This is a genomic window from Photobacterium kishitanii (genome assembly GCF_000613045.3).
GTDB lineage: Bacteria > Pseudomonadota > Gammaproteobacteria > Enterobacterales > Vibrionaceae > Photobacterium > Photobacterium kishitanii.
The window spans coordinates 83,074-100,793 of the sequence record NZ_LN794352.1 but is presented as its reverse complement, the minus strand read 5'-3'; the positions used below and the strand labels follow the sequence as shown (position 1 = coordinate 100,793).

The following is a 17,720-nucleotide window of genomic DNA, read 5'->3' as shown; positions in this document are numbered from 1 at the left end:
AGCAAATCGGCGTTGATTCGTGTCATGCATAGCACAACATCAAACATTATCAGATATCACAGTTGCTATACTTACAGAATTGCAACATCTGCTGTAAGTTTAAACTAAGTATTATTCATCAATGTACTATCATCACAGCAACCCTTATAACAGGATGTAATAGAGGTGAAAATAATGGATTTATCTTTACGATCATGGCTAATAGCAATCAGTACTCTAGCTTGTTTCTCGACGATGGCTATTGCAGCCGATATGTCTAGCTCTGCGATCAGCGAGCGTATTAAACCCAGTGGTAATATTCATCTTGAAGGAGCAGAGCCTGTCGTAGCAGCAACAACTACGCCATCGCGAACAGGCCAAGCTATTTATGATCAATATTGTGCTTCTTGTCATAATTCAGGCTTGATGGCCGCACCTAAAAAAGGCGATGCCGATGATTGGGCAACAAGAGTGAGTCAAGGTGATGCGGTACTTGCTGAGCATGCAATTAAGGGCTTTAATGCCATGCCTGCCAAAGGTACCTGTATGGATTGTAGCGATGCTGAAATTGTTGCGGCAATTAACTATATGATCGACCCCAACTAACGGCCATTAGTTGCAAGTTAAGGGGGATCTCTCCCCCTTTATCTAATAAACCGTTCGCTAATCGCTATTTTTTAAATAGATTACGAATATTGGCAATATGGGCTTGGCCTTTTTGCATTCGCTCTTCAGCAGTAACCGGTTTACGCTCATTTTCCCACTCCAAATCATCTTGTGGTAGCTCATACAAGAAACGACTTGGCTCTGGTTTGATCAACTCACCATATTGGCGCCGCTCTTTACATAACGTAAAAGTTAGCTCTCGTTGTGCTCGCGTGATTCCCACATAAGCGAGTCGTCGTTCTTCATCAACATTATCTTCATCAATACTGGTTTGATGCGGCAAAATACCTTCTTCAGTGCCCACTAAGAACACATAAGGGAATTCTAAGCCTTTCGATGCGTGCAAGGTCATTAACTGCACTTGATCTGCATCACTGTCATCTTCCCCACGCTCCATCATGTCGCGTAAGGTTAACCGTTGTACAACCTCTTTAAGGGTTTTAACTTCGTTATCGTAGTTATCACCTTCTAAATCTGCCGTGATCCAACTGTAGAGATCTGAGACATTTTTCATTCTCATTTCAGCCGCCTTAGGACTAGCTGAGGTTTCGTAGAGCCAATCTTCATAATGAATATCGCGCACTAATTGACGCACCGCCGCAACGGTATCACCACGTTCAGCGTTATCTGTCAGCTGATTAATCCAATGAGTAAAACGCTGCAATGATTCTAAGCCTCGCCCAGAAAGATGCTGTTCAAGACCCATTTCAAAACTAGCAGCAAACAAACTTTTACCTCGCATATTGGCATACGTTCCCAACTTTTCGAGGGTAACTGGGCCAATTTCACGTCGTGGAGTGTTCACGATTCGCAAGAAGGCATTATCATCATCAGGGTTAGTTAATACTCGCAGATACGCCATCATATCTTTGATTTCAACCCGCGAGAAAAATGATGTTCCACCGGAAATTTTATACGGAATCCGGTTTTGCATCAGCGCCTTTTCAAATAACCGCGATTGGTGGTTACCTCGATATAAAATCGCATAATCTTTATAAGCGGTATTGTTCATAAATCGATGCGCAATTAATTCACCGACCACTTTCTCAGCTTCATGTTCCTCATTTTTAGCGGTCAGCACTTTCAGCATCGCGCCATCAGGGATCGCAGAAAACAACGCTTTTTCAAACAAGTGCGGGTTATTAGCAATAAGAATATTCGCGGTTCGCAGAATACGGCTGGTTGAACGATAATTTTGCTCAAGTTTAACCACTTTAAGATTTGGGAAATCTTTATTAAGTAAGGCTAAGTTTTCTGGCTGCGCGCCGCGCCACGAATAAATAGACTGATCATCATCACCTACCACCGTAAATCGTGCTCGCTCACCAACCAATAACTTTACAAACAGATACTGACTGGTGTTGGTATCTTGATATTCATCCACCAGCAAATAACGGATGCGATTCTGCCACCGCTGACGCACTTCTTGATTATCACGTAACAACAACACTGGCATTAGAATTAAGTCATCAAAATCAAGAGCATTATAGGCTTTCATTTGACGTTGGTACATGTCATAGCAATGCGCAAATAGTTGATCGCGCTCAGTTTGCGCTCGGCCACCAGCATCAACTGGCGATAACATGTCATTTTTCCAATTCGATATGGTTGACTGTAGTTGCTTTAATAAATCTTTATCACCGTCGAGTTCTTCTTCGGTTAACTCTTTTAATAACGCCATCTGATCTTGATCGTCAAATAGTGAAAAGTTAGCTTTTAAACCTAAATATTTACACTCTCGACGCACAATATTAAGTCCCAAAGTATGGAAGGTTGACACCATTAACCCTTTGGATTCTTGACGACCTAATGTTTGACCAACACGTTCTTTCATTTCACGTGCCGCTTTATTGGTAAAGGTTAATGCCGCAATATTGCGCGCCTTATAATCACACTGCTGAACCAAGTAAGCGATTTTATTGGTAATAACACGTGTTTTACCTGAGCCGGCGCCGGCCAAGACTAAGCATGGTCCGGAAACGTATTTAACTGCTTCTGTTTGCCTTGGGTTCAGTTTCATTAGTTATCCTGACGTCATTAAAAACGGGCGCATTTTAACGCGCTTTAATTACAAGTCTATTCACTTTTAGCGGAATGACATTATCACCACTCATCAACATTTATTCCAATTTCATCACTTAAAACAACTTAACCACCAGATTTATGCTAGAAATATTGAATAAGAACTAGACTAAATCAAAGTAAATTGAACCAAATACTAAATGGAATTAAATGTTGATTACAAAAAAGTAAATAACAGTTACATTATTGTTAAACAACAAAATAATATCTAACAACAGCTATAATTGCTTATATTTAGGAGATTTCATGCGAAAAATCGCAGCCATTGCTACTATTGTCAGTTTGACACTAGGGATATCAGCTTGTGACCAAAGTTCATCCAAAAATCCAACCCAACAAGCAGCGAAAAGTGTGGCTGTTGGTACAGTTACTGTCACTTCTCATCCACAAGCCATTCATGTTGAACTTCCTGGTCGTAGTAAAGCTTACCTTGAAGCAGAAGTTCGCCCTCAAGTTTCAGGCATTATCACTGAACGTAGTTTTAAAGAAGGCAGCAGTGTTAGTAAAGGCCAATCATTGTATAGCATTGACTCCGCGCCTTATAACGCTGCTTACCTCAGTGCTAAAGCCAGTTTAGCCCAAGCACAAGCTAACCTAGACTCAGCTAAAGCACTGGCTCAGCGCAGTAAAACCTTGGTTAACCGTGGTGCAATCAGCAAACAAACTTATGACGATAATCAAGCGAAATACAAAGTTGCTCTCGCTGGAATTGAAGTCGCAAAAGCTAGCGTCCATAAAGCTAAAATAGATCTTGATTATACTAAAGTAAAAGCCCCAATTGCGGGTCGTATTGGTCAATCATCAGTAACCCCAGGTGCATTAGTCAGTGCAGGTCAAACACAAGTGTTAGCGACCATCCAACAATTAGACCCAATTAATATTGATATCGCCCAATCAAGCACCCAATTACTGCGCCTTAAATCAGCCCTTAAACAAGGTCAACTTCAGGCGAGTGATAATGCCGATGTCGAATTAATTCTTGAAGACGGCAGTGTTTACTCGCATCACGGCACACTACAGTTTGCTGAAGTAAATGTTGATCCCAATACTGGCTCTGTCACTTTACGTGCCGAATTCCCGAACCCTGAAGGGATCTTATTACCTGGGATGTATGTTCGTGCCGTACTGAATACTGGCACCGATCCTAAAGCCATCATGATCCCGCAAAAAGCCATTACTCGCAACAGTAAAGGCCAAGCTATTGCAATGATCGTTGGCGCTGACAACAAAGTTGAATCACGTGTCGTTACCACCGCTGAAGCAATTGATAATCAATGGCGAATCACCAGTGGTCTTAAAGATGGAGATCAAGTGATTGTCGATGGCTTACAAAAAATACGTCCAGGTGTAGTGGTTGAACCAACACTGATGACTGTCACTCACTCACAATAATAGGAACAGTAAATTATGGCTCGTTTCTTTATCGATCGCCCTATTTTTGCTTGGGTGATCGCGATTATTGTTATGCTAGCTGGCGTATTGTCAATTCTTAAACTGCCTGTTTCCCAATACCCTAGTATTGCACCACCTACAGTCGTTATTAGTGCCAGTTACCCTGGCGCTAATGCAAAAACCATGGAAGATACCGTTACTCAAGTTATCGAACAGCGAATGACAGGTATTGATAACTTACGGTATTTATCATCAACCAGTGATAGTTTTGGTAATACCCAAATCACTCTGACCTTTAATGCCGAAGCTGATCCTGATATCGCTCAGGTTCAAGTTCAGAATAAATTGCAATCCGCCTTACCTCTACTCCCAATGGAAGTGCAACAACAAGGTGTTAAGGTAAATAAAGCCAGCTCAAGTTTCTTGATGGTGGTCGGATTCTATTCCGAAGATGGTTCAATGGATAAAAATGACATTTCGGACTACATCAGTTCGAATGTTGCCGATCCAATGAGTCGCGTTCCTGGCGTGGGTGAAATTCAGACCTTTGGTGCTCAGTACGCAATGCGTATTTGGCTCGATCCTCTCAAACTGACAAAATACAACCTCACCAGTCTTGATGTTATTGCGGCAATCAAAGAGCAAAATGCGCAAATTTCCGCAGGTCAACTCGGTGCATCGCCATCGCTGCCTGGACAAGAACTTAACGCTACGGTTTCTGCACAAAGTCGCTTAAAAACACCAGCCCAGTTTGAAAAAATCATCCTTAAATCCGATCCGTCAGGCGCTAAGGTATTATTAAAAGATGTTGCTCGAGTAGAACTCGGGGCTGAAAGTTATGCCGTACAAGTGTTTTACAACGGTAAACCTGCTAGTGGTATTGGTATAAAACTCGCTACTGGTGCCAATGCATTGGCAACCGCAGAAGCAGTCAAAGCTAAAATTGATGAACTTAAACCGTTCTTCCCTGAAGGACTACAAGCGGTTTATCCGTATGACACCACCCCATTTGTCGAAAAATCGATCGAAGGTGTTGTCCATACTTTATTTGAAGCAGTGGCATTGGTATTTATTATCATGTTCCTGTTCCTACAAAACTTCCGCGCTACACTGATCCCAACCATTGCAGTTCCTGTGGTATTACTCGGCACTTTCGCCGTCTTATCGCTCGCGGGTTATTCAATTAACACCCTCACTATGTTTGCGATGGTATTGGCAATCGGCTTGCTGGTTGATGATGCGATTGTCGTGGTAGAAAACGTTGAACGGGTCATGCATGAAGAAGGCTTAGGCCCTGTTGAAGCTACTCGTAAATCGATGGATCAAATTACGGGCGCCTTAGTCGGTATAGCCTTAACACTATCAGCAGTATTTGTTCCAATGGCATTTATGTCAGGCTCTACTGGGGTTATTTATCGTCAGTTCTCGATTACCATCGTAACCGCAATGTCATTGTCAGTAATGGTGGCAGTGATCCTAACTCCAGCACTATGTGCCACTATGCTTAAACCTGTGGCTCACGGTAGCAATGAGAAAGGTTTCTTTGGCTGGTTTAACCGCACCTTTGATAACTTAACCAAACGTTACGAATCAAGCGTTGCTGCAATGATTAAACGCTCAATTCGAGTGATGTTTATTTTCCTTGGCTTAACCGTGGCAGTTGGCTGGATTTTCATGCGAATGCCAACTTCGTTCTTACCCGATGAAGATCAAGGGATATTATTTAGTCAGGCAATATTGCCGGTTAACTCAACCCAAGAACAAACTCAAAAAGTCATGGACCAAGTGTCTGATTACTACTTAACTCAAGAAGCAGATAGTGTCGCCAGTGTGTTCAGTGTCTCCGGTTTTAGTTTTGCGGGTAACGGTCAAAACATGGGGATGGCGTTTGTAGGTTTGAAAGATTGGTCTGATCGCCAACTACCCGGCATGGATGTTAAATCGATCGTTAACCGTTCGATGAATTACTTCCATAGCATTAAAAATGCGATGGTGTTCTCGTTTGCACCGCCTGCGGTGATCGAGCTTGGTACTGCTAGTGGCTTTGATTTCTACCTTCAAGATCGCAGTGGTCAAGGGCATGACAAACTCATTGCAGCTCGTAACCAGTTACTTAAATTAGCGGCTGAAAATCCTAATTTGGTCGGTGTCCGTCCTAACGGTCAAGAAGATGCACCGATGTATCAAATTAATATCGATCAAGCCAAGATCCGTGCTCTTGGGATTGATATTAATTCGGTCAATAAAGTCCTAGGTACCGCATGGGGTAGTTCTTACGTTAATGACTTTATTGATCGTGGTCGCGTGAAGAAAGTCTTTGTCCAAGGTGATGCTCAATACCGCATGAAACCAGGTGATCTTGATAGTTGGTATGTGCGTAATAACCAAGGTGAAATGGTACCGTTCTCTGCCTTTGCAACCGGTGAATGGCAATATGCTTCACCACGGCTAGAACGTTTCAATGCCACCCCTGCGGTCAACATTCAAGGTAGTGTGGTTAGTGGTTACAGTACCGGTCAAGCAATGCTCGATATTGAAGCGATGGTAAAACAATTACCACCAGGCTTTGGGGTTGAGTGGAATGGTCTATCGTATGAAGAACGCCTATCAGGTAACCAAGCACCTATGCTATATGCGTTATCTATTTTGGTAGTGTTCTTAGTACTTGCTGCACTATATGAAAGCTGGTCTGTACCATTTGCAGTCGTGTTAGTGGTACCGCTAGGGATTATTGGTGCCTTACTCGCGATGAATGCTCGAGGCATGCCTAACGATGTATTCTTCCAAGTAGGTCTATTAACTACTGTCGGGTTAGCGACCAAAAACGCCATTCTAATTGTTGAATTTGCTAAAGAATACTACGAGAAAGGCGCAGGGCTGGTTGAAGCAACCTTGCATGCTGTACGTGTTCGTCTGCGTCCAATCATTATGACCTCACTCGCGTTTGGTCTCGGGGTTGTACCACTGGCAATCAGTACTGGTGTTGGTTCTGGTGGTAAAAATGCTATCGGTACTGCTGTACTCGGCGGAATGTTAAGTTCAACCTTCTTAGGTATTTTCTTTATCCCAATCTTCTTTGTGGTAGTTGAACGTATCTTTAGTCGTGGCAAAACAAAATCAAAACCAGAGAGTACACCACCAACCCAGTCACATTAATCGTTCTCTAGCCAACGAATATAACAGCCCGTATCTCGTTTGATACGGGCTTTTTTATGCTTTTTTACTGCAAAAACGACGAACATAGCCACCAATAAGCATACTGGCACCCCTGTGAGTGTTGTAATATCCTTATTAATGATACAAAAGCTAAAATAAGGCTTGCGAATCAATTATCAAATCCTACAATAGCCAATGAATGAACATTCATTCATACCTCTTGTACTAAATGTAAGCTGTTATGACTGATAAAAAAGAGCGCATATTAACTGCAACTGAAAAACTGTTAGCCACGCACGGCTTTCATGGTCTATCGATGCAAATGGTCGCTAAAGAGGCTCAAGTTGCAACTGGCACTATTTATCGCTATTTCAATGATAAAGATGACTTGCTGTACCAACTCCATGAACATATTTTAGGTTATATCGCCAAAAAAATTAGCCATAATATTAACGACAGTATGCCGCTTAAACAGCGCTACCGTACCATGTGGCTAAATCTGTGGCATATGTCTATTAGTGGTAATGCTCCATTAATCAATCAAGGGCAATTTCAAAACTTGCCCCGTAAAAATGCACACGAAAGAAAAGCATTAAATAAACAATTATTTAGCTGCGTCGTTCAGATGTTTGACGAAGGTAAAGCCTGTAACCTATTTAAACCGCTTGATAATGAAATATTAAGTACACTTAGCCTTGAGACGAGTTGCTATTTAGCCCGTCGAAAAATCAATGCTGGATTAGAGATCACCGATAGCGAGCTTGATGCCGCTATTAATGCCTCTTGGGACGCCATTATTCAGCACTAACATTGTAATTCCGGAGCACACCTCATAATGAAAAAATGGATCGTGATGTTACTTATTGCCCTTCTGCTATTTGGAAGTGTAATTGGTTTCAATCTTTTTAAAGAACACAAAATAGCTGAATATATGGCTAATATGCCGGAAGCAAACTATCCGGTTACAGCCACCACAACCAAAGCTGAAAACTGGTATCCAGCACTACAAGCAATTGGTTTTATTGAACCAATGCAAGGTGTTACTCTAACGTCAGAAGCCGCAGGTGTGATCAGCAAAATTAATTTTGAATCAGGCCAAAAGGTAAAAGCAGGTCAACTACTGGTTTCAATTAACTCTAACGTTGAACAATCAAGCTTGCAAAGTACTGAAGCAAAACTACCATCAGTGCAAGCATCTTACCTACGCTATAAAGATCTTTACCGTAAAGGTTCTGTATCAAAATCTAGCCTTGATGAAGCCAAAGCTAACTACCTGGCATTAGTGGCTCAAATCAAATCATTAAAAGAATCTATTCAACGTCGTAATATCAGCGCACCTTTTGCAGGTGAAATTGGTCTACGTAATGTTTATTTAGGTCAATACATTCAGCCTGGCACTAAAATTATTCGTTTAGAAGACACCACGACGATGCGTTTCCGCTTCACTGTTCCGCAAACGGATATTTCTAAAATCAAGATTGGCCAAACAGTTGATATCAATATCGATGCTTATAACGATACTGACTTTAAAGGTCAAATTACTGCGATTGAGCCAGCGGTTAACGCTCAAACAGGTTTGATTCAGGTACAAGCTGATATTCCTAACAGCGGTGGCCTGTTACGCAGTGGTATGTTTGCGCGTGCACGTGTAATTCAACCCACTATTGCTGATCAAATTGTAGTTCCTCAAACCGCAATTACTTACACCCTCTACGGCGATACTGTGTACGTACTACGCAACGTTGATGGCAAATTACGTGCGATGCAAACGGTAGTAACTACAGGTCTAAACAAAGGAAATGAAGTACGAATTCTTTCTGGTTTAAAAGCTGGAGAGCAGATCGTAACTAGCGGTCAAATTCGTCTTAGCAACAAGTCATTAGTGCACATCGTTGAAAATGACGCACTGAAGGCTCCTGCTGAAATCCCATTGCTGTAACTGGAGAACGCTCAGGATGCGCTTTACTGATATATTCATCAGACGCCCGGTATTAGCAATTTCGATCAGTTTACTGATCGCATTGCTTGGCCTACAGGCGGTTTTCAAAATGCAGGTTCGGCAATATCCGGACATGACAAACACCGTGGTAACCGTAAGTACGGCTTACTACGGTGCCAGTGCTGACCTTATTCAAGGATTTATCACCCAGCCACTGGAACAAGCTATTGCTCAAGCCGATAATATCGACTACATCACCGCCCAAAGTACTATGGGCATGTCGACCATTACCGTACAAATGAAATTGAACACCAACCCTAATGCAGCCTTGGCGGATATTCTTGCCAAAGTAAACTCGGTGCGGGCTCAATTACCTAAAGAAACCCAAGATCCAACTATCTCGCTTTCTACTGGTGGCGGTACTGGGGTGCTATACCTTGGCTTCACCAGTAAAACATTAAGCTCAAGCCAAATCACTGACTACATCGAACGCGTAGTCAAACCGCAACTATTTACGGTTGGTGGGGTGGCAAAAGTAGACATGTATGGCGGCGTGCCGTTTGCATTACGTGTTTGGCTTGATCCACAAAAAATGGCAGCGTTTAACTTATCTGCCAGTGATGTAACTCAAGTACTACAAGCAAACAACTACCAATCGGCTGTTGGCCAAGCAAACAACGATTTTGTGTTGTACAACGGTAGTGCTAACACTCAAGCGAATAGCCCAGAATCTCTAGAGAAACTGGTTGTATCAAGTAATAACGGGCAAGTGATCCGCTTAGGTGACATTGCGAAAGTAACGCTGTCGCGTAGCAGTGATAGCTACCGCGCAACAGCGAATGGCCAAGAAGCAGTAGTCGGCGCGATTGAAGCAGCACCAAGTGCTAACCCAATCAACATTGCTAAAGATGTTATCAACCTACTACCTTCTATCGAACGTAACATGCCAAGCACCATCAAAATGACGGTGATGTATGACTCAACGATTGCAATTAATGACTCGATTCATGAAGTTATTAAAACCATTCTTGAAGCAGCATTAATCGTACTGGTGGTTATTGCACTATTTATCGGTTCACTACGTTCAGTCATTATTCCAATCATTACTATTCCACTATCACTGATTGGTGTGGCACTAGTGATGCAATTATTTGGGTTCTCATGGAACCTGATGACATTGCTGGCTCTGGTATTAGCGATCGGCCTCGTGGTCGATGATGCAATCGTAGTACTGGAAAACGTTGAACGGCATATAAAACTGGGGCAAACGCCATTTAGGGCCGCCATTATTGGTACCCGTGAAATTGCGGTTCCTGTTATTTCAATGACCATTGCTTTAGGTGCTGTATATGCGCCGATTGCATTAATGGGTGGCTTAACCGGTTCATTATTTAAAGAGTTTGCGTTAACCCTCGCAGGTGCGGTATTTATTTCAGGAATCATTGCCTTAACATTATCACCGGTAATGTGTGCAACCTTCTTAAAACAAAATGAAGCGCCGAATAAATTTGAATTGATGGTACACGGTTTTCTTGATCGTCTAACATTACGTTATGAGAAAATGCTAAGCGGTATCATGCATATGCGTGCAGTCGTGATCGTATTTGCTCTTTGTGCTTGTGCAAGCTTGCCGTTCTTATTTAAGTTTATTCCTAGCGAACTAGCGCCTGCTGAAGATAATGGCGTCGTGGTATTTATGGGTACCGCGCCAGCAAATGCTAACCTTGATTTCATCGAAGATACGATGAACCAAGTTAACAAAGTACTGACTGAGCAGAAGAGTGTTCAATACGCACAAATTTTCTCAGGGATCCCTGCAGCTAACCAAGCTTTTGGTCTGGCAACATTAAAACCGTGGAGCCAACGCGATCAAAGCCAAACTGAAGTGGCGAATGAAGTAACTCAAAAAATCAAAAATATTCCACAAATGGCTGTTACTGCTTTCCAAATGCCAAGCCTTCCAGGTGCAGGCTCTGGTTTACCAGTACAGTTTGTTATCACTACCCCCAACAACTTTAAGAGCCTCTACCAAGTCGCTGCTGAAATGTTGGCGAAGGTAAAAGATAACCCAATGTTCGTCTACTCAGATTTAGACTTGAAGTATGACTCTGCCACCATGAACATTGATATCGATAAAGATAAAGCCGGTGCTTATGGTGTCACCATGCAAGCAATAGGTAATACTTTAAGTACCATGCTTGCCGGTGGTGATATTAACCGCGTCGATATTTTAGGTCGTTCTTACAAGGTTATTCCGCAAGTTGAGCGTAAAGATCGTTTCAATCCAAAAGATTTGAACAATTACTACGTCAAAACAAACAGCGGTGATTTAATTCCACTAGGTAGCTTAGTGACCATCAAAGTCACTCCAGCACCACCAACACTACCAAGCTTTAACCAACAAAATGCGGCAACCATCGGTGCAGTATTAGCCCCTGGTACCTCAATTGGTGAAGCGGTTAACTGGTTAAATACTGAATCAGCGAAAGTCTTACCAAAAGGCTATAGCCACAACTACTTAGGTGAAAGTCGTCAGTACGTCACTGAAGGTAATGCGCTATACGCTACATTTGGTCTAGCATTAGCGATTATTTTCTTGGTGCTTGCGATTCAATTTGAATCACTACGTGATCCATTAGTAATCCTAGTTTCAGTACCATTAGCAATTTGTGGTGCACTGATTGCCCTCGCGTGGGGTGCGACAACACTCAATATCTACTCGCAGATAGGTTTGATAACCCTCATAGGATTGATAACCAAACACGGAATATTGATTTGTGAAGTCGCCAAAGAAGAACAGCTCTACCACGGTAAAAACCGCATGGATGCCGTAATGGAAGCGGCGAAGATTCGTCTCCGTCCAATCCTAATGACAACCTGTGCCATGATTGCCGGTCTAATACCGCTATTGTATGCATCAGGTGCTGGTGCAGCATCGCGTTTCAGTATTGGTATTGTTATTGTGGCTGGTTTATCTATCGGTACACTATTTACCTTGTTTGTATTACCAGTTATTTATACATTCTTGGCTAGTGAGCATAAACCGCTACCCGTGTTTGTTGAAGAAGATGATGGTTTAGACAACCATTTCTAATTAACCAACACGAAAAAGGGCGCTGAATCATCAGCGCCCTTTTCTTTTCACTACAGCGCCGATTACAATGACTAATAACGATTTTCGCAACGGAGTAAGCGAATCATGTTCGATTCAAAGAAACTTGAGCAAGTAGCTAAACAAATTCAAGACGCAATGCCTAAACCAGTTAAAGATCTAGGTAATGACGTTGAACAGAAAGTACGCCAGGTGATCCAATCCCAATTGGGTAAACTTGATGTAGTCACTCGTGAAGAGTTTGACGTCCAAACTCAAGTGCTATTACGCACTCGTCAGAAATTGACTGAACTTGAACAAAAAATGTCAGCATTTGAAGCTAAACTAAATGACGAAGACAACAGTACTAAAGCTTAATTAACGATTATTACTGCCACGAAAAAGCCCAGTTCTCATCAAACTGGGCTTTATTTTTAATGAATATTTAAGCTAAAGCTTAACCGCCAACGGCAATATGTTTCATGTCTTTCATATAACCACGTAACTGCTTACCAATCACTTCAACAGGATGATTACGTAATGCTTCATTAACTTCAATCAGCTTTTGGTTATCAACAAAGTTAGTTGTTGTCGTTAAGCCCTTACCAATAACATCGGTTGTTACCGTTGCCATAAAGTGATCACGCAATAGCGGTGTCGCCACATTAGCAAATAAATAGTTACCGTACTCAGCAGTATCTGAAATAACCACATTCATCTCATACAGACGCTTACGAGCAACCGTATTAGCAATTAATGGCAACTCATGTAGCGACTCATAATAAGCAGACTCATCAATAATGCCTGACGCCGTCATCGCTTCAAATGCCAATTCAACCCCAGCGCGCACCATTGCTACCATCAAAATACCGTTATCAAAGTATTCTTGCTCTGAAATTTGAATATCTGAGTCGGGATAGTTTTCAAATTGAGTCTCAGCGGTTTCACCACGCCAACCCAATAATTCTGCATCATCGTTGGCCCAGTCAGCCATCATAGTCGTTGAGAAGTGACCTGAAATAATGTCATCCATATGCTTGTTATATAACGGACGCATAAGATCTTTAAGTTCTTCAGATAAATCGAAGGCTTTTACTTTAGCTGGATTTGAAAGGCGATCCATCATATGAGTAACGCCACCAAATTTAAGCGCTTCAGTAATCGTTTCCCAACCAAATTGTAGCAACTTACCCGCATACGCTGGCTCAATACCATCTGCTAGCATTTTTTCGTAGCACACAATTGAACCGGCTTGCAGCATGCCACATAAAATAGTTTGCTCACCCATAAGATCAGACTTAACTTCAGCTACAAAGGATGACTCAAGCACACCCGCACGATGCCCCCCCGTTGCAGCAGCCCATGCTTTAGCAATTTCAAGGCCGTCAGCTTGAGGATCATTTTCAGGATGAACCGCAATCAAGGTTGGTACACCAAAACCACGCTTATATTCTTCACGAACTTCCGTACCCGGACACTTAGGTGCAACCATAACCACGGTTAAGTCTTTACGAATTTGCATGCCTTCTTCAACGATATTAAAACCGTGGGAATAACCTAATGCCGCACCTTGCTTCATTAATGGCATTATGGTTTCAACAACATTGGTATGTTGTTTATCAGGAGTAAGGTTTACAACCAAATCCGCTTGTGGAATCAATTGTTCATAGCTACCAACTTCAAAACCATTATCACGTGCATTTTTAAATGATGGACGCTGCTCATCAATTGCCGCCTGGCGAAGAGCATAAGCAACATTCAATCCAGAATCTCGCATGTTAAGACCTTGGTTTAAGCCTTGCGCGCCACATCCGACAATAACCACCTTTTTACCTTTAAGGTAATCAGCTTCGGTAGCAAATTCTGCACGATCCATAAAACGACAACGGCCCAGTTGATCTAACTGCTGGCGCAAATTTAAGGTATTGAAATAATTAGCCATAACAACAAACTCCGTGAAATATATTTATCCTTGGTTCGATATTTATTTATCGAATAGAATGATAGTAGATCAGGTAACTTGTTGCGCAAAGTGCTATATTCACAACAATCAATTGCAAATTATGCAACATCAGACAATGAACATTAAAAATCTGCAACTTTTTCTTCACCTAAGTGATTCGCTAAGTTTTCATCATACAGCGCAGTCGATGCATATCAGCCCATCAGCGCTGAGTCGTGTTATTCAACGTCTTGAACAAGAATTAGGACAAAGCTTATTCCGCCGTGACAACCGCAGTGTTGAACTCACCATGGCAGGAAAAAAACTGATCCCAGTAGCGACTACGATTATTTCTAATTGGCTGTCACTGAAAACCGAATTAAACAGTGGTAGTTCATTACTCCAAGGCAAACTAAAAATATTTTGTTCAGTAACTGCAAGTTATAGTCACTTACCCGCAATATTAACTGCTTTTCGTCATCGCTATCCACAAATAGAAATTCAATTATTAACCGGTGATTCTGCATTAGCGATTGATAAAGTGCTGAATGATGAAGTTGATGTTGCTATTACCGCCAAACCAGAGCAACTTTCCACTAAATTAACTTATATAGAATTAGATCATATTCCAATGTCAGTGATTGCACCGACAATTGCGCCGCCAGCAATTCAACAACTATTAAATCAAGGTCCCAATTGGCAAACACTACCTTTCATTCTTGCAGAATCAGGCCCAGCAAGATCACGAGCAAATACTTGGTTTAAAGAAAAAAAAATATCACCACCAATTTACGCTCAAATTTCTGGTCATGAAGCTATCGTCAGTATGGTTGCCTTAGGTTGTGGAATCGGTATTGCACCCGATGTTGTTATCAATAACAGCCCAATGAGTGATAAAGTGCAGCGTTTTCCTGAAGAGCTGATTGCACCATTAAGCCTAGGTCTTTGTTGTAAACAATCACGCCATCAAGAAAATGTCTTAAAAGCGTTACTTCAATTATTTTAATATTGTTATATCAATGCCTTGCTTCCGCTAATTTATTGCATTGAAAAAGGAAATTTTCATGACACACGCAATTTTAACGCATTCATATTGTTCTGATTTTTATGCGGAACACGGTTATCAATTCTTGAAACAAGTCGCCCAAGATTACCCTGTACCACCGAACCTCGTGATATTTTCGGTGATGCACTGCTATGAAGGCTCATTACCGTATATAAATGTATTAGCACAATTAGCGCATCCGCTGGTTTTCATTCCTAAAAATGCGACTGCAGACGCCAATCCTGAGCTATTAAAAACCATCAACCAAATCGCTAACTGCCAGATAGTAAACCCTAGTTACAATAAGGAGTCTTTACGTGATCCTCTACATTGTGAAGCACTTATTCGGCAATATATCAGCCACGATAGCCCTTTTTTAATACTTGATCATGGCGGCTATTTTGCCAGTGCGAGTGAACATTTATGTCATGCCTTTCAGCAACAATTAGTTGGTATCACTGAATTAACAGCTAATGGCTTATACAAATATTGCAATAAGAATATCAACAAGCCCTTAGTTACCGTTTCTCATTTAAGTATCAAAACACCAGCAGATACTGAAGCCTCTGAATGTATTGTTCATTATTCTGATCAAATTTTACGGGAAGAGTTTGGCCTTAAAATTAATAACGCTGGATTTTTAAGAATGGGAGTTGTTGGTGCAGGTAACCTCGGCCGTGGAATTATTAAGCACTTACAAAACAAGGATATTTGTAATATTCATGTCTTTGACCAAGATCCTCGCCGCTTAACCCAGTTTCCACGAGACGGTGTTCATGTTTGCTCTCTTGAATACTTAATACAACAATGCAATATGGTTTTTTGCTGTACTGGCAATGGCGCATTAACAGCCGAAATATTTGACCATCTAACCCAGCCACTTTTCATTACCACCGTAACCTCTGCCGATGATGAACTTCGGCTACCAGAGTTAGTCACTCAGGGTGTATTAACCGAAATTAGCAGTAATCAATTAGTCAAAGAATACCAAACCCGTAATGGCGTCTGTGTTTATCTGCTTGCTGGCGGTGAGTCAGCCAATACTCCCTTTAAAACAGGTATGGGTGATCCTACACTCTATTTATTTGAAGCTGCGCATATGTTGGCAGGGTTACAACTACTTAATCAGCCTCAGCAGTTCACTGATGGTATTCAGGCTTTATCTGATAATGATGAAATAATGATCGCCCAGCAATGGCTAACTCATTTCTATAATTATCAGTAATTAAACAATAAAGCCTCAACACTTATGCTTAGGCTTTATTGTATTAAAACCATCACTTCAGCTGCTCTTGTTAAAGCGATAACCAATCATCACTGCCATATAGACCTAAAAAAAGCCTCACATTACTGTCGAGGCTTTCTTGGATATGGCTGAGATGACGAGATTCGAACGCCTAACACGCGCTGATTTTCGGTATCGTGCCAGTTGAAGCGATACCTTATCTATCACAATGATACCGACGTAAAAAAGCCCCGACATTGCTGTCGAGGCTTTCTTGAAGATGGCAAGGGTTACGATATTCGAGCTTCCAACACGCGCTTATTTTTGGTATCGCTGAATCCACTGCGCTGCCAGTTGAAGCTATACCCTATCTATCACAATGATACCGATGTAAAAATCCTCACATTGCTGTCGATGCTTTCTTGAAGATGGCTAAGATGACGAGATTCAAACTTCCAACAGGCGCTGATTTTCGGTATCGCTGAATCCGCTGCGCTGCCAGTTGAAGCTACACCCTATCTATCACAATGATACAAATGTAAAAAAGCCTCATATTGCTGTCGAGGCTTTCTTGAATATGGCAGGGGTTACGAGTTTCAAACGCCCAACAGGCGCTGATTTTCGGTATGGTGGAAGCTGCTGCTCTGCCAGTTGGAGCTACACTCTATCTATCACAATGATACAGATGTAAAAAAGCCCCGACATTACTGTCGAGGCTTTCTTGAAGATGGCAGGGGTGGAGAGATTCGAACTCCCAACACGCGGATTTGGAATCCGCTGCTCTGCCAGTTGGAGCTACACCCCTGTAGTTATTTTAAAGACTTAACTATGTCTTTAGTAATGGCGGAGTGGACGGGACTCGAACCCGCGACCCCCGGCGTGACAGGCCGGTATTCTAACCAACTGAACTACCACTCCGCAGTGTCTATTCAGCATAAATGCAACTTGTTGTCTCTACCTTTTATAAAAAGATAAAAACGAAATTAAAGCCTGGCGATGTCCTACTCTCACATGGGGAGACCCCACACTACCATCGGCGCTATTACGTTTCACTACTGAGTTCGGCAAGGGATCAGGTGGGTCCATAACGCTATGGTCGCCAAGCAAATTCTGTTTTATTTACCGCCTTATGGCAATAAATAGCAATCTTGGAAAATCTAACTAGTTGTTCTCAACACGCATTCAAGCGTTTGCAGAGTCCGT

General features: G+C 42.0%; 11 protein-coding genes, 2 tRNA genes and 1 rRNA gene. 9 read left to right on the top strand and 5 right to left on the bottom strand.

Features of this window, described 5'->3' with window-relative positions; translation table 11 throughout:
- Positions 1-174: 174 nt before the first annotated feature.
- Positions 175-585: a c-type cytochrome gene (locus PPBDW_RS00650; RefSeq protein ID WP_036789154.1), complete on the top strand. Its 411-nt coding sequence runs from the start codon at positions 175-177 to the stop codon at positions 583-585.
- 64 nt (positions 586-649) lie between these two features.
- On the opposite strand, the gene rep is transcribed toward PPBDW_RS00650, so the two are convergent.
- Positions 650-2,665 (bottom strand): DNA helicase Rep, encoded by a 2,016-nt coding sequence (rep, locus tag PPBDW_RS00645; protein ID WP_036789153.1) that lies wholly within the window; start codon positions 2,663-2,665, stop codon positions 650-652.
- A 308-nt stretch (positions 2,666-2,973) separates the two neighbouring features.
- On the opposite strand from rep, the gene PPBDW_RS00640 reads away from it, so the two are divergent.
- The 6 genes from PPBDW_RS00640 (at position 2,974) to ubiK (ending at position 12,683) form a co-directional block, all read left to right on the top strand.
- Complete coding sequence (locus tag PPBDW_RS00640) at positions 2,974-4,119, top strand: efflux RND transporter periplasmic adaptor subunit (RefSeq protein ID WP_036789151.1); 1,146 nt, start codon at positions 2,974-2,976, stop codon at positions 4,117-4,119.
- 15 nt (positions 4,120-4,134) lie between these two features.
- Positions 4,135-7,275: an efflux RND transporter permease subunit gene (locus PPBDW_RS00635; RefSeq protein ID WP_036789150.1), complete on the top strand. Its 3,141-nt coding sequence runs from the start codon at positions 4,135-4,137 to the stop codon at positions 7,273-7,275.
- Positions 7,276-7,516: 241 nt separating this feature from the next.
- Positions 7,517-8,083, top strand: a complete 567-nt coding sequence (locus PPBDW_RS00630) for a TetR/AcrR family transcriptional regulator (protein WP_045044128.1) — start codon at positions 7,517-7,519, stop codon at positions 8,081-8,083.
- A 27-nt stretch (positions 8,084-8,110) separates the two neighbouring features.
- The gene (locus PPBDW_RS00625; RefSeq protein WP_036789149.1) at positions 8,111-9,214 is read left to right on the top strand and encodes an efflux RND transporter periplasmic adaptor subunit; all 1,104 of its coding nucleotides are present in this window, start codon (positions 8,111-8,113) and stop codon (positions 9,212-9,214) included.
- A gap of 16 nt (positions 9,215-9,230) precedes the next feature.
- Positions 9,231-12,308, top strand: a complete 3,078-nt coding sequence (locus PPBDW_RS00620) for a multidrug efflux RND transporter permease subunit (RefSeq protein WP_036789148.1) — start codon at positions 9,231-9,233, stop codon at positions 12,306-12,308.
- 105 nt (positions 12,309-12,413) lie between these two features.
- Entirely contained in the window at positions 12,414-12,683 is a 270-nt protein-coding gene (ubiK, locus tag PPBDW_RS00615; RefSeq protein ID WP_036789147.1) for a ubiquinone biosynthesis accessory factor UbiK, read from the top strand.
- Between the two features lie 79 nt (positions 12,684-12,762).
- Here ubiK and ilvC read toward each other — a convergent pair whose 3' ends face one another.
- On the bottom strand, positions 12,763-14,247 hold the full coding sequence (gene ilvC / locus PPBDW_RS00610; RefSeq protein ID WP_036789146.1) for a ketol-acid reductoisomerase: 1,485 nt from the start codon (positions 14,245-14,247) through the stop codon (positions 12,763-12,765).
- A gap of 136 nt (positions 14,248-14,383) precedes the next feature.
- On the opposite strand from ilvC, the gene ilvY reads away from it, so the two are divergent.
- Together ilvY and PPBDW_RS00600 are read left to right on the top strand one after the other, a co-directional pair.
- The gene (gene ilvY, locus PPBDW_RS00605; RefSeq protein ID WP_036789653.1) at positions 14,384-15,253 is read left to right on the top strand and encodes an HTH-type transcriptional activator IlvY; all 870 of its coding nucleotides are present in this window, start codon (positions 14,384-14,386) and stop codon (positions 15,251-15,253) included.
- A gap of 58 nt (positions 15,254-15,311) precedes the next feature.
- Positions 15,312-16,517 carry an NAD(P)-binding domain-containing protein gene (locus tag PPBDW_RS00600; RefSeq protein ID WP_036789145.1) on the top strand — a complete coding sequence of 402 codons (1,206 nt, stop codon included), beginning with the start codon at positions 15,312-15,314 and terminating at the stop codon, positions 16,515-16,517.
- A 728-nt stretch (positions 16,518-17,245) separates the two neighbouring features.
- Here PPBDW_RS00600 and PPBDW_RS00595 read toward each other — a convergent pair.
- The 3 genes from PPBDW_RS00595 to rrf form a co-directional block, all read right to left on the bottom strand.
- Positions 17,246-17,322, bottom strand: a tRNA-Trp gene (locus PPBDW_RS00595).
- 36 nt (positions 17,323-17,358) lie between these two features.
- A tRNA-Asp gene (locus PPBDW_RS00590) sits at positions 17,359-17,435 on the bottom strand.
- A 70-nt stretch (positions 17,436-17,505) separates the two neighbouring features.
- Positions 17,506-17,621, bottom strand: a 5S ribosomal RNA gene (gene rrf / locus PPBDW_RS00585).
- Positions 17,622-17,720: the final 99 nt, after the last annotated feature.

Coding starts and splice junctions, on each gene's coding strand:
- PPBDW_RS00635 (WP_036789150.1), top strand. CDS start 4,135: ATGGCTCGTTTCTTTATCGATCGCCCTATTTTTGCTTGGGTGATCGCG.
- PPBDW_RS00600 (WP_036789145.1), top strand. CDS start 15,312: ATGACACACGCAATTTTAACGCATTCATATTGTTCTGATTTTTATGCG.
- PPBDW_RS00630 (WP_045044128.1), top strand. CDS start 7,517: ATGACTGATAAAAAAGAGCGCATATTAACTGCAACTGAAAAACTGTTA.
- PPBDW_RS00620 (WP_036789148.1), top strand. CDS start 9,231: ATGCGCTTTACTGATATATTCATCAGACGCCCGGTATTAGCAATTTCG.
- ubiK (WP_036789147.1), top strand. CDS start 12,414: ATGTTCGATTCAAAGAAACTTGAGCAAGTAGCTAAACAAATTCAAGAC.
- PPBDW_RS00650 (WP_036789154.1), top strand. CDS start 175: ATGGATTTATCTTTACGATCATGGCTAATAGCAATCAGTACTCTAGCT.
- rep (WP_036789153.1), bottom strand. CDS start 2,665: ATGAAACTGAACCCAAGGCAAACAGAAGCAGTTAAATACGTTTCCGGA.
- ilvY (WP_036789653.1), top strand. CDS start 14,384: ATGAACATTAAAAATCTGCAACTTTTTCTTCACCTAAGTGATTCGCTA.
- PPBDW_RS00640 (WP_036789151.1), top strand. CDS start 2,974: ATGCGAAAAATCGCAGCCATTGCTACTATTGTCAGTTTGACACTAGGG.
- ilvC (WP_036789146.1), bottom strand. CDS start 14,247: ATGGCTAATTATTTCAATACCTTAAATTTGCGCCAGCAGTTAGATCAA.
- PPBDW_RS00625 (WP_036789149.1), top strand. CDS start 8,111: ATGAAAAAATGGATCGTGATGTTACTTATTGCCCTTCTGCTATTTGGA.